This window comes from Arcanobacterium phocae (genome assembly GCF_900105865.1).
GTDB classification, from domain to species: Bacteria; Actinomycetota; Actinomycetes; order Actinomycetales; family Actinomycetaceae; genus Arcanobacterium; species Arcanobacterium phocae.
Genome location: NZ_LT629804.1, coordinates 544,563 through 557,074 on the forward strand (window position 1 = coordinate 544,563; position 12,512 = coordinate 557,074).

At 50.7% G+C, this 12,512-nt stretch carries 11 protein-coding genes; 9 read left to right on the plus strand and 2 right to left on the minus strand.

Features of this window, described 5'->3' with window-relative positions; genetic code table 11:
• Nucleotides 1-43: 43 nt before the first annotated feature.
• Together BLT51_RS02330 and BLT51_RS02335 are read right to left on the minus strand one after the other, a co-directional pair.
• Complete coding sequence (locus tag BLT51_RS02330) at nt 44-2,059, minus strand: DUF6049 family protein (RefSeq protein ID WP_091279447.1); 2,016 nt, start codon at nt 2,057-2,059, stop codon at nt 44-46.
• Nucleotides 2,060-2,566: an NUDIX hydrolase gene (locus tag BLT51_RS02335; protein WP_091279448.1), complete on the minus strand. Its 507-nt coding sequence runs from the start codon at nt 2,564-2,566 to the stop codon at nt 2,060-2,062.
• 62 nt (nt 2,567-2,628) lie between these two features.
• On the opposite strand from BLT51_RS02335, the gene BLT51_RS02340 reads away from it, so the two are divergent.
• The 9 genes from BLT51_RS02340 to BLT51_RS09235 all read left to right on the plus strand — a co-directional run bounded on the left by BLT51_RS02340 (nt 2,629) and on the right by BLT51_RS09235 (nt 12,407).
• The gene (locus BLT51_RS02340; RefSeq protein ID WP_091279451.1) at nt 2,629-4,110 is read left to right on the plus strand and encodes a CCA tRNA nucleotidyltransferase; all 1,482 of its coding nucleotides are present in this window, start codon (nt 2,629-2,631) and stop codon (nt 4,108-4,110) included.
• Complete coding sequence (locus tag BLT51_RS02345; RefSeq protein WP_091279453.1) at nt 4,110-5,333, plus strand: MFS transporter; 1,224 nt, start codon at nt 4,110-4,112, stop codon at nt 5,331-5,333. The genes BLT51_RS02340 and BLT51_RS02345 overlap by 1 nt, the downstream gene beginning before the upstream one ends.
• A gap of 46 nt (nt 5,334-5,379) precedes the next feature.
• The gene (locus BLT51_RS02350) at nt 5,380-6,654 is read left to right on the plus strand and encodes an AI-2E family transporter (RefSeq protein ID WP_091279455.1); all 1,275 of its coding nucleotides are present in this window, start codon (nt 5,380-5,382) and stop codon (nt 6,652-6,654) included.
• 5 nt (nt 6,655-6,659) lie between these two features.
• Complete coding sequence (locus BLT51_RS02355) at nt 6,660-8,834, plus strand: transglycosylase domain-containing protein (RefSeq protein WP_091279458.1); 2,175 nt, start codon at nt 6,660-6,662, stop codon at nt 8,832-8,834.
• Between the two features lie 157 nt (nt 8,835-8,991).
• Nucleotides 8,992-9,297, plus strand: a complete 306-nt coding sequence (gene rpsF / locus BLT51_RS02360; RefSeq protein ID WP_091279460.1) for a 30S ribosomal protein S6 — start codon at nt 8,992-8,994, stop codon at nt 9,295-9,297.
• Nucleotides 9,298-9,315: 18 nt separating this feature from the next.
• Nucleotides 9,316-9,846 carry a single-stranded DNA-binding protein gene (locus tag BLT51_RS02365; protein WP_091279462.1) on the plus strand — a complete coding sequence of 177 codons (531 nt, stop codon included), beginning with the start codon at nt 9,316-9,318 and terminating at the stop codon, nt 9,844-9,846.
• A gap of 60 nt (nt 9,847-9,906) precedes the next feature.
• Nucleotides 9,907-10,143, plus strand: coding sequence for a 30S ribosomal protein S18 (gene rpsR / locus BLT51_RS02370; protein WP_091279464.1), 237 nt, complete (start codon nt 9,907-9,909; stop codon nt 10,141-10,143).
• A 21-nt stretch (nt 10,144-10,164) separates the two neighbouring features.
• A complete protein-coding gene (gene rplI / locus BLT51_RS02375; protein ID WP_091279467.1) occupies nt 10,165-10,611 on the plus strand; it encodes a 50S ribosomal protein L9 in 447 nt (148 codons plus the stop codon).
• A 215-nt stretch (nt 10,612-10,826) separates the two neighbouring features.
• Nucleotides 10,827-12,407 carry an LPXTG cell wall anchor domain-containing protein gene (locus BLT51_RS09235; RefSeq protein WP_157672863.1) on the plus strand — a complete coding sequence of 527 codons (1,581 nt, stop codon included), beginning with the start codon at nt 10,827-10,829 and terminating at the stop codon, nt 12,405-12,407.
• Nucleotides 12,408-12,512 lie beyond the last annotated feature (105 nt).

Here is a 12,512-nt window from a genome sequence, read left to right on the forward strand (position 1 = left end):
CTCAATCTAGGTATCCATGAAATGGGTATACTACTTCGACAGTTTACTCTGAGTCTTCCGAAAGTTTCTGGTCAGAATCCGGCGATGACGTAGCTGTACGTGCTCGTTGGTGCAATGCCCGGATAGCAACCTGAGCGTCCACAGGTTTTGACCGCCGGCCATTACGAATCGATTTGAAAACGCCGATGAGGAATAAAACGCCAATCGATCCAGCAATGACGATTGTTCCCATGTTTTCCCAATTGGCTCGCACCCGCACTGGCACTGTTGCCGGATTGCCCACAGGAGTCCCGTCATCGCTGGTTAAAAGAACCTTCACGTCAAGATCACCGGACCCCCATGCTTCTACCGGGAGTAGCACAGATTCAGTACCTTTAGCTGGAATGGTGGTGGTAGTTGGATTGAGTGCATGAAGACGAGTATCTGGAACATCCAGTTTTACAGTAATCGTTACCGGGTAATCGTAGGCATTGCTGACGTGGATCGGTAGCGCCGAGCTTTCCGAAATGAGATTAATAGTTGAGGATGTTTCAACCTTCAGCGCAGCCTTGTCGATGTTTCCAAGTCGTGCGACAAAAGAATCCCGCTGATCTGGATGGGTCCGCCAGTGTGTGCTAAAAAACGCATCTGAGTGCGCCTTGAATAATTGATCGACCGCAGAAGACTCTTCAAACAAGCTCTTTACTTGACGCGCATGTGCCGTTGCCTTATCAAAAACAGCGAGTTGCTGTGCACCAAATTCACCTGGGTTAGTTACCGTCTCAGGTAATGCCTCGGCTTCGTAGTGTTCTTCGGGCGTTCGTAAAATCTGATTGATGGAACTGGCGTGGTTCCATGGCGCCTGCGCAAGCGACGTGAGAGTTTCCCGAATTGCTTCCGTGTCTGTTTGAGCTGCGGTAGCACGATCGGCAACGACGACGACGTCGCGCTGATTACTTGGTTGTTGGCGATATAAAACTGCAGACATTGCTAAAGAAACTTGGCGGCGGTCTAGCTGGTCAAGTGCAAGGTTGGTATCGCCGTCGGCCAAGGTTCCAGTAACAGCATGCGACAATGCACTATTTGCGGTTAAGACTGTCATGGGCGTGCCGTCGATATCGATCGTGGTGTGTGCGTGTTCGGTATATGTTACCGGCCCAGTTTGTGGGATCTGTGAATCTGAAATGATTGCTGATGTCATCCCGGCTGCCCGAACCGCCCGCAGAGTTGCCATGTCGGTGTTGCCTGCTGGAACGTAGACGTCATTATCGCTCGTGATGAACTGGTGTAACCGGTCCGTAGCATTTGCGTGAACGAGGGCGGCGAGGTCGGCGTCGTTGGCTGGAAGCGCATGATACTCGACGTTTTTCAACGTAGCAGGGCGGGTGAGGGCTGGGTCAGCTAGTAACGTGACACCCGGGATATCCCATCCTGAAAGTTTGTCAGCATCGGCCGGTTTGTTCGTAGTCTCCGGTGGATTCAACGCTGCTTGAACGAGCTCGTACGGGGTTTGCGGGGTGACGAGAGCGTCATCAACAACCGGGACAACGGTAGTGATATTGCTTTGTGGAATTTCACTATCCGGGGTAACGACGAGATAAGAATAGTCTGTGAGCACCAGATCTTGACTGACTACTGCATCGACGGCGATACCTCGCGGTCCCCAAAACTGTGCGGTGTTCTTCCAGTTGATGTCTTTTCGAGGGACAGTAATTTTTTGGACCGTACTTTGTCCTGCCGAAATATCTAAATCGGCTTTGACTCGCCGTAACTGGTACCCGAATAGATCGCCGTTCATCCACGCAGTTATCTGTGACATATTGGATGCTGGCCACACTTGGGCGCGAAGGTTGAGTGCGGAGATAGACAACGGTCGCGATGTGGGGTTAGTAATGGTCACCTCTAACGTCAGGTCTTTTTCGGGAGCCAAGGTAGCTTCACCTACGGACGTGATCGCAATGCTCGGGGCGGCATCCGCGGTGACGGTTAGTGGAGCATGTGGGGTGCTGGCCCAGCTTGCTACTGGAGTGGTCGCTAATGACAGAGCTGCCAGAACGGCGGTGAGTATTCCCTTTTTCATTTAATTCTCCAGGAGTTCGCGGGCTACCCCAACGATTCGGCGTTCGTTGGGGTAGGCCAGGCGGCTGGTGACGCGGTCGATTCGGACCCATTCGACGAGTTCTGCTTCGTGGTCTGGATCGTTTTCTACAGTGAGAGTGCCGTGGAGTGCTTCAAGTAGGAAGTGGTGGACAACTTTATGCACTCGCCGGTCATGGCCGGAGAACCAGTAGTCGATTGAAGCGAGGTGGCGTAGTACTCGCCCGGTGATTCCGGTCTCTTCGCTAATTTCGCGTACGGCTGCTTGTTCAGCGGTTTCGATACCTTCGAGGTGTCCTTTTGGTAGACACCATTCGAGACGGCCCGCGCGGTTGCGTCGAGCGATGACAGCAACGTACGCGCGCCCTTCTTGGACTGAGATAATGACTCCGCCAGCGGATGTTTCGTTCACTATAGGCAGGGGTGAACGCCGCGCTGAATAGCTTCGGCGCGGTCCGTTTGGTGGCGGAGCCGGATATTTTCGCGACATAACTTCTACTTCACAGTCGCTGAGAATATGCTTGAGAGCGCCTTTTATGACACCCTAAGAGGGTGACTTTAAGCGATTCTGTATTCAATTCTCATACGACGACGACGGACACTGACGTTAATCAGCGTGCCCGGCTACTTACTCAGGCCCATAAGAGGCTGAGTGAGTTGCCTGCGGCAATTCTTGAACTAGGTTCTATTTTCGCACGTAATGGCTATGAATTGGCAATGGTAGGCGGCCCTGTTCGCGATGCGCTTCTCGGTATGCCGATTCATGATTATGATTTCACGACGTCGGCACGTCCTGATGAGACAGAGCGTTTGCTAGCTTCGTGGGGTGGGGCGCATTGGGATATTGGTCGGGAATTTGGCACGATCGGTGCTTCTCGTGACGGTATTGTGGTAGAAGTCACAACTTATCGTACGGAAGAATATGATGCAGATTCTCGCAAGCCGGGGGTGTGTTACGGCGATTCGCTCGAAGGAGATGTGACCCGTCGTGATTTCACAGTCAATGCGATGGCGGTGCGATTACCATCCATGGAGCTGGCAGACACAACCGGCGGTTTAGATGACATGGTTGCCGGCATATTGCGCACACCAGTAACAGCTCGGCAGAGTTTCGACGACGATCCATTGCGCATCATGCGAGCCGCGCGATTCGTGGCCCAGCTCGGTTTTGACGTTGCTGATGACGTGCGAGCCGCAATGACGGACATGGCATCCCGCCTCGAAATAGTTTCGGTCGAGCGAATCCAGGCAGAACTCCACCGGCTCGTCATTTCCCCATTTCCGCGTAAAGGTTTAGAGCTACTAGTCGAAACCGGTGTAGCTGACATTGTGTTGCCAGAGTTAGCGAATTTGCGGGACACAGTTGATGAACATGGCCGTCACAAGGATGTCTATACACATACGCTCACGGTTTTAGATCAGGCGATGGCACTAGAAACTGATGCCGAGGGTCCAGTTCCAGCACCGGATTTTATTTTGCGTTTCGCTGCGTTAATGCACGATATCGGCAAGCCGGTTACGCGGCGTTATGAAGAAGATGGAACGGTCACGTTCCATGCCCACGATATTGTGGGGGCGCGAATGACGACTAAACGTATGAAAGCACTGCGGTTCGATAAGGCAACGACGAAGGCGGTCTCGCGTCTCGTTGAGCTTCATTTACGTTTCCATGGCTATGGTGAACAGCGCTGGTCTGATTCTGCCGTGCGTCGGTATGTCACCGATGCTGGAGACCAGCTTGAGCGCCTGAATCGGTTGACCCGGGCAGACGTGACAACCGGAAATAAGCGCAAGGCACGATGGCTCGCAGCTGGTATGGACGATTTAGAAGAGCGCATTGAGCTTCTCAAAGAACGCGAAGAAGTCGATGCGATCCGACCAGACCTCAATGGCCAGCAGATTATGGAACTTCTTGGTCTGCAACCTGGTCCAGAGGTTGGGCAGGCATACAAGTTCTTGCTAGAACTGCGTATGGAAGAAGGTCCGTTAGGCGAAGAGGAAGCTACCAAGCGGCTGCTTGCCTGGTGGAGCTAATGTATCCGGTTTTCCGCCGGTTACTGACCGTTCGGTTAATCTCTCAAACAGCAGACGGCCTGTTTCAGGCAGGGTTAGCAACCCTTGTCTTATTTAATCCGTACTATGCGGCAACCCCAGCTGAAGTCGCGCTGGGGTTTGCCGTCATACTCCTTCCGTTTACTTTTGTGGTTCCGTTTGTTGGGCCGCTGCTGGATCGCTGGAATCGACGTCGAGTTCTTGTCATTGGGAATTTGGTGCGGGCTGGAATCATCTTGCTTCTGGCCGGAATAGTTGCGAGTTTTCCGCAGACTCGACTAGTTTTCCTTGGTGCTCTTATTGTGCTGGGCATTAATAGGTTTATTTTGGCTGCGCTATCTGCTGGGTTACCGCATACGTTGCCACAACGACTCCTTGTTATCGCAAACTCGATTGTCCCAACCGTCGGATCGATAGCTGCTGGACTGGGTGCACTCGCGGTTTTTGTTGTGTCAGTGGTGATTGGCCCGTGGCAACATGTGACGTCTTTAATATTGGCAGCCTTATGTTGTGTGGGTGCCGGTTTCACTGCGATGACGATGTCACCTAACTCGCTAGGGCCAACATATGTTCGAACCTGGTCGATCCAAAACATCGTAGTTCAGCTATCCGATGGTATTAGGTATTTGATGAGGCAACGGACACCGGCACTCGCCTTAAGCGCAATGGCCGTACACCGATTGCTTTACGGTATATCAATGATGATGGTGCTTTTTGCAAGCCGTGAAATTGGCGGCATGGCCCTCTTTGGCACGTTGTTGGCTGTGTCCTTTGCCGGAAATGCGCTCGCGATTGTGGTTACTCCGTTAGCTCACCGATTCATGACCTCATTGGTCTGGATCGTTGTGTGTTCAGGCCTTGGTGCTGTGGCGCATGTGATATGGTGGGGCAGTTTTTCCGTCATATCTGCGGGTATTGGATGTGTTTTATTGGGATTGAGCGTGCAGGGCATCAAGATTGCCGTTGATACAATTGTGCAACGTGATACTGCCGATGCGTATCGCGGACGAGCCTTCTCTATATATGACATGTTGTTCAATATGGCCTTCGTGGCCGCCGGCATAATCGCAGCTTTTATTCTTCCAGATATGGGCTGGTCTGCTGCGGTTTGTGTGGGTTGTGCGCTAACTTACGGTGTTTTTGGATTCATTTACGCTAGTGTGGTGCTGTGCTCATCGCGTCTCCACGGTGATTTGGCACAATAAGGTACATATACAGTTCATATGTTCACCGTTTCTCAAGGAGGTCAGTGTGAGCCAACAGAATGACGACGACGTCGTGAACGTCAATTCTGCGCACGAGCAGGAAAAAGTCAGTGAACCTGCGGTTGATATCAACACCAGCGGTTTCATGATTCTTGCTGTCTTAGCACTGACAACTGTGGTTGGTATCGGGGTTCATTCGGTTGCCGATGTTTTCACTCCGTTGTTCCTAGCTTTCACGTTGGTGCTGGCAGTGCGTCCGTTTGGCCAGTTCCTTATGCGGCATCATCTGCCGTCTTGGTTGGCATCGCTGACAACTTTGATTTTGACTCTAGCGATTATCGCTGGTTTGCTTGGAATGACCGTGTGGTCATTGACGCCGGTTCCAGATTTAGTGCTCGAATATTCAGGCAAGATGGAATCGACAATGTATGGTGCGTTGCAATGGTTGCAAAATCAGGGAGTAAACACACGCGACTTGTCTTACTATGCCGGTCAAGTAAATGTTAATTCGATCGTGTCATGGACATGGAGTCTAGTAGGTGGGCTTTTCTCCTTTGGTGGATTATTATCAATCGTGGCGATTGCAGCCTTTTTCCTCACACTCGATACAACGGTGACGCGATCCCGTGGCCAGATCGTCAATCAGGGCCACTGGAACATGGGAGAAGCCTTACGCGGGTTTGAACGCCGGGTGCGTCACTACTGGATTGTGACGACCGTCTTTGGTTTGGTTGTCGCATTTGTTGACGGTTTAGTTTTGGAAACAATGAGTATTCCGTTAGCGTGGACATGGGCATACTGGGCGTTCATTACAAACTATGTTCCGAATATTGGCTTCGTCATTGGTGTTATTCCGCCAATGATCATTGGGCTCCTCGATTCTGGTTGGCAAACCATGTTGTGGGTTTTCGTTGCCTACACGGTGATCAACGTTGTTATTCAAACCTTGATCCAGCCGAAGATGACTGGTGATATCGTTGGCTTATCACCATCGGTTACGTTCTTTTCCTTGGTGGTGTGGACGTCGATCGTTGGTATGCTCGGCTCAATCTTGGCGGTACCACTCACCTTATTCTTTAAAGCGCTCCTTGTTGATTCAGATCCTCGAACCAGATGGCTCGATGTGTATTTGATTTCGGAGAATGAAGCGGCTCGTCGTCGTAAAGATGGCTACTACGATAACCCAGAGACGTTCGACGATACTCTCCCAGAACTTCTTCATCCGTTAACTGAATTTGAACGCAAAGCACGGCTGCGTTACCGTCCTAAACTGCAGGCGCTGTCTCGGCAGCTGAAGCGGTCTCCTAAGAAAGAAGGCTAAGCACAGTGACTTCTAAAACGTCATCGAAGAAAAAGTCAAAGCCACCACGCAAGCGTGGCTGGAATTATCCGCGTGCCGGGTTGGGACCAATCCGGCGATGGTTGCCGTCGTGGCGTTTCTTGTTCGGTAGCATCTTCACTTTGATTGCATTGGGGCTAGGTGCTTTTGCCGGGCTCTATATTGCGATTGACGTGCCTGAACCAGATGATTTCGCGCTCGCCCAAGCCACGAATGTGTACTACGGCGACGCCGAACAAAAGCTGGGTACGTTTGCTGAAGCAGACCGGAAATCGGTAGAGCTAGAAGAAATTTCTGCAGATGTGCAACATGCAGTGATCGCCTCGGAAGATCGGCGTTTTTACGAAAACAGCGGTATCGATCCTAAGGGTATTTTGCGTGCTCTGTGGAACAACATTCAAGGGCGACCAACTCAGGGCGGTTCTACACTTACCCAGCAGTATGCAGAGCGATACTATACTGGCCAAAATTCGTCACTAACTGGGAAAGTTCGCGAAGCTATTTTGGCGATTAAAATTGATCGTAAACAGTCCAAAGATCAAATTTTGAACAACTATCTGAACACGATTTATTTTGGACGTGGCGCATACGGTATCGAGTCGGCAGCTCAAAAGTATTTCGGAGTTGCTGCGAAAGATCTCACCCTGGGACAGTCTGCCTTGTTAGCTGCGGTTATCCCAGCACCATCTGCTTGGGATCCGGCTGTTGATCCGGAGACGTCGAAGCTCAAATTTGATCGCGTTTTACGACGCATGGTAGAAGATCAATGGATCTCTCAAGAGCAGGCTAGCACTACTGAGTTTCCAGAAACGTTAGATCCAGCAACGGTGCAGTCAGATTTGAGTGGAACCAACGGTTATTTACTACAAGAGGTTCGAAACGAATTAGTTGACGACGCCGGTTTTACAGAGGAACAAATTGATCGTGGCGGATATACGATTGTGACAACAATCGATCAAAATAAGCAGCAGGCCGCAGTTGATGCTGTCAATGCACTGCCACAGGACCGGCCGGATAATAACCACATTGGGTTAATGTCAGTAGATCCAGTAACTGGTGAAACTCTTGCGATGTATGGTGGCCGTGACTTTTCGGTACGTCAGCAAAACAGTGCTACACAAGATCGAGCACAAGCCGGATCTGTTTTTAAGATTTTTGGTGTGACTGCTGCGCTAAAGTCTGGGATGTCTCCGAACCAGACTTTCGCTTCACCGGCGTCCTACACAGTTCCCGGTACGGACTCTAAGTTCAGTAATTTCGGTAACGCTAGCTATGGGCCACTCAATCTGCGTGACATGGCTGCGTATTCGGTGAATACTGGGTTCATTCAACTGAACGAAAAAATCGGCCCGGCAGCTACTGCAAAAATGGCGGTCAACCTCGGTTTGCCAGAGAAACTTGTTGGGCTAGATAACAATGTAGGAAATATTCTAGGATCGGCTGCGCCAACGGCTAAAGAAATGTCGCGGGCATTATCTACGCTTGCTAACGGTGGAAAACGACTCAATGCAGTGCATATTGTGCGTGAGGTGAAAGACCCTGACGGCAACGTTATCTACCGAGGCGATACGGCGTCGAAACAAGTCATATCTGCAGAAACTGCAACGTTGGCAGCGCACGTCCTCCAAGGTGGGATTGCTCCATATGGAACAGCTGCAAAACTCGCAGGACTGCAGCGGGAGATTGCTGCTAAGACTGGTACCTCAACTGGTCCTCGTTCCGCATGGGTCGCCACTTTCACACCTAATTTGGTGACGGTTGTGGACATGTATCAGGTTGGTGAAAATGGGAGTGAAGAAGATCTTGCTCCGTTCGGTGGAATCCGGCTTATTACCGGGTCTAGCTGGCCAACTGAGGTGGCATACAACTATCTGAAAGTTGCATTCGAAGGAATGGAGAAAGTGAAATTCCCGAACGCACAGAAGATTATCGATACCAAGTTCCCTCGCCCGGTACCTCCAAAGGAAGAAAAAGAAGAAGAACCTAAACCTGAAAAACCCGCCGAAGAAGAGCAACCGGCTCCTGAAATAGTTCCGTCTCAGCCAGAAAATTCAGAAGGCGGTTCCGGAAATGGACCGTCGGATAACCCGTCACTTCCTGATGTACCTGGTGATGATTCTGGAATTCCGGTCCCAGAACCCCCGGGACAAGAAGAGCGGTAGGACGTGACGAGAATGATAGCGCTGTGTGGGGAAAACCGCACGGCGCTATCGTCATTATTCAGGTAGTCTTATATGTAGTGCGTCCAATGCGCACAGCATGACCCTCCTGTCATGGAAAGACCATGACCGTATATAGTCCAGAGGAGGTGGGTACAACATGCGTCAGTATGAGATGATGATCATTCTCGATCCTGAAAACGATGAGCGTACTCTCCAGGGAACCCTAGAGAAGTTGCTCGCCGTCGTCCCAGCAGAGGGCGGAATTCTCGATAAAGTAGACATCCTCGGTAAGCGCCGTCTTGCTTACTCGATTAACAAGAAGTCCGAAGGTATCTACGTAGTTGTCTACATGACGGCTACCTCGGCTACCGCTCAGGAACTTGACCGCCAGCTCGGCCTTAATGAGTCGATCATGCGCACCAAGCTTCTGCGCTACGAGCCAGCTACTGTTACCGAAGCCTGAAAGAAACTGGAGTAAACCATGGCTGGCGAACCGATTATCACCGTCGTCGGAAATCTCACCGCAGATCCGGAACTCAAGTACGTTGGCTCGGGGACGCCGGTTGCCTCGTTTACCGTGGCATCTACTCCGCGTAACCTGAACCGTCAAACTAACGAATGGGAAGATGGCGAAGCCATGTTCATTCGTTGCTCAGTGTGGCGTGAATATGCTGAGAACGTGACTGAATCGCTGTCTAAGGGCATGCGTGTTGTGGTCACCGGAAAGCTTCAGGTGCGCAACTATCAGCGTCAAGATGGATCGCAAGGTACATCGATTGAGATGCAGGTAGATGAAGTAGGGCCATCACTACGTTACGCTACTGCTCAAGTGACTCGTTCACAGGGTGGCGGTAACCGTGGTGGGTTTAATAACCAAGGTGGGTATAGCCAGGGAGGTGGCCAGCAACAAGGTCGCGCTTCCTACGATGCTCCGGCTGGCGGATCCGCTTATGATCCGTGGGGCCAAGCACCAGCTGGTGGTTCGTCGTTTGACGACGCGCCACCGTTCTAAGACTTTTTGGAATAGCTCAACCCAACGGTGGGTTATTCAATCATCGAAAGAGGAATCACAATGGCAAAGCCTGTATTGCGCAAGCCAAAGAAGAAGTCCAATCCGTTGAAGGCAGCCAAGGTTGCCAACATCGACTACAAGGACACCGCAACCCTACGCAAGTTCATCTCGGACCGCGGTAAGATCCGCTCCCGCCGAGTAACTGGTGTATCCGTTCAGGAGCAGCGTCAGATCGCCCGTGCAGTGAAGAACGCACGCGAAATGGCTCTTCTTCCTTACACGAGCTCCGCTCGCTGATCGAGAGAGGGAAGATAAAATATGAAGATTATCCTCACTCACGAAGTTGAGAAACTAGGCGAAGCCGGCGAAGTCGTTACCGTTAAGGACGGCTACGCACGTAACTTCCTTCTCCCACGTGGCTACGCCACCGTGTGGACTAAGGGCGCTCAGCGTCAGATCGATCAGATCGCCGCATCACGCCGTAAGCGTGCAACTGAGGACATCGAGCAGGCTCGTGAGATTCGCGAAGCTCTCGAAGCTAACGTTCTCACCATCACCAAGACCGCCGGTGCAAACGGTCGCTTATTCGGCGCTGTTTCCACTGCAGATGTTGCTGTAGTAGCATCCGAAGTTGCTGGTAAGCCAGTTGACCGTCGCTCGGTCAACCTGCACACCAACATCAAGTCTGTTGGTGAATACACCGGCCAGGTCAAGCTTCACGCAGACGTGGTTGCAAACATTAAGGTCAGCGTTATCGCTGAGTGATGTCTTAAATACGACAACAAGAGTGCAGACCCTAGTTTTCTAGGGTCTGCACCCTTATTTCCGTGAATAAATTGCTTTGTTATGTTAATCATTACTTACAGAGTTTCTATTTTTGTCAACGTGTATGAAAATTAATGAGAATAAAACAATGGAAATAATTCTGTATTGATGAGAATTATTTCTTTTGCACGTAACAAATGAAATTACGGAGAAAAATGTCTAACCTTAAAATTAAATTTCAGTCGGCAGGGCGTGGTAGAAAAACAGCTGTCACTATTGCTGCTCTTTCTGTTCTAACAACAGGACTTGTTGTGAATAACCATGCTGTCACAGTAGCTAGTGCAGCCGATGCTAATCAAAGCGGTGCGGTAGCCGAAGTTAGCCGGCCGATGTGGGATGCCGTCGGATATGTCTTTCCGGGAGAGGCAGTCATATTTCCTAACCGTGGCGGAGTTGTTCCTGGTGACGTAGCGCCTGGCGCGGTGGCTTCGCCGTTCGGAGCTTCCATTAGTCGCGATGGAACAATAATTGTCAGTGCCGATAATAACGCGCAACCTGGCAATAAGATCTCGATAGACATTCGTACAGGTAACGGTCTAGGGGACGTTGTTGGGAAAATCCAGGTAATTGTCGCTAATGACAGTGATAAGGATGGTTATCGAGATCCAGAGGATCCAAAACAGCCCAAGGAAAACGAAGATAAATGCGAAAATACTCCTCATGACGCTGCGATTGATAAAAATGGTTGTACAGTAGCTCCACAGTTTGCTGAGAGTCAGTTTCCTGAGATCACCGGTACCAAGGGTACAGCTATTGATCCAGTACTAATCTTCGTTGGCAATAGTGGAAAAGCAACTGATCTTGTTTGCGCAGGAGAAGGACTAGCTGGCCTTGAGATTGCATATGACAATGAATCGCATTGTCGTATTTCTGGAACGCCGACCGAAGCACTCGATGGTATGTATAAGGTAACTGTTACCTCCAACCGAGTAGACGGCGATAAATCTGCCCACACGCCAGTGAGCAAGAGTGGCGGAAAAATTAAAATTACTTCGGAAAATGTAAATAAGCCGGCCCCGGCCCCAGCTCCAAAGCCTGCTCCTGAAGAGCCAAAGCCTGCTCCGGCTCCAAAGCCTCAGCCGCAGCCTCAGCCGGAACCTGCTCCGGAAAAGCCGCAACCTCAGCCAGAGAAGCCGGCTCCAGCCCCAGCTCCACAGCCTGCTCCTGAACAGCCTAAGCCGGAGAAGCCGGCTCCAGCCCCAGCTCCACAGCCAGAAGTTGCACCAGTTTCTCCTAAGTTCGTTGATCCACATGCAGACGATCCAGCCACCTGCAAAATCAAGCCATTTGCTACCGTGAAAGAACAAGCTGGCGTCATCTACACAGTCACTGTTAATGGTAAGGAAATCAAAGCAAATAACGAAGGTAAGTTCGTATACGGCTATGGTGAAACAATCGTCGTCAAGGCAGTCCCGGCAAAGGGAACTCAGTTTGCTAAGAACGCAAAAACTGAATGGACTTGGACAGCTCCTACACGTGAAGCACTTAAATGCTCCGTTCCATGGACAAAGCTAAATCCGGCAACTCCAATCAAACCGCAGCATGAGATGAACCAAAAAGAGGAGAAGTCTCAAAAAGCATCGAACTCGGATCGATCAATGGCTACCAAGACTCAAGCAACTAGTGAAAAGCCACAACTAGCAAAGACCGGTCTTGGAATGAGTGCTTTGATGTTGATTGGTCTTGGATCTGTCATTGTTGGTGCAGTGATGGTCCGACGTCGTCCACAAAACTGAAACCCTAGTGATGTAAACTGAAAACATACGAAGCAAGAAGAGGGGCGATTGCGTGAAGCAGTCCCCCTCTTCTTCTACGTATAATGAAAAAATTTCATAGATTTT

Bases quoted from the DNA above. Each gene is read 5' to 3' on its own strand.
- BLT51_RS02330 (WP_091279447.1), bottom strand. From the start codon at position 2,059: ATGAAAAAGGGAATACTCACCGCCGTTCTGGCAGCTCTGTCATTAGCG.
- BLT51_RS02335 (WP_091279448.1), bottom strand. From the start codon at position 2,566: ATGTCGCGAAAATATCCGGCTCCGCCACCAAACGGACCGCGCCGAAGC.
- BLT51_RS02345 (WP_091279453.1), top strand. From the start codon at position 4,110: ATGTATCCGGTTTTCCGCCGGTTACTGACCGTTCGGTTAATCTCTCAA.
- rpsF (WP_091279460.1), top strand. From the start codon at position 8,992: ATGCGTCAGTATGAGATGATGATCATTCTCGATCCTGAAAACGATGAG.
- BLT51_RS02365 (WP_091279462.1), top strand. From the start codon at position 9,316: ATGGCTGGCGAACCGATTATCACCGTCGTCGGAAATCTCACCGCAGAT.
- rpsR (WP_091279464.1), top strand. From the start codon at position 9,907: ATGGCAAAGCCTGTATTGCGCAAGCCAAAGAAGAAGTCCAATCCGTTG.
- rplI (WP_091279467.1), top strand. From the start codon at position 10,165: ATGAAGATTATCCTCACTCACGAAGTTGAGAAACTAGGCGAAGCCGGC.
- BLT51_RS09235 (WP_157672863.1), top strand. From the start codon at position 10,827: ATGTCTAACCTTAAAATTAAATTTCAGTCGGCAGGGCGTGGTAGAAAA.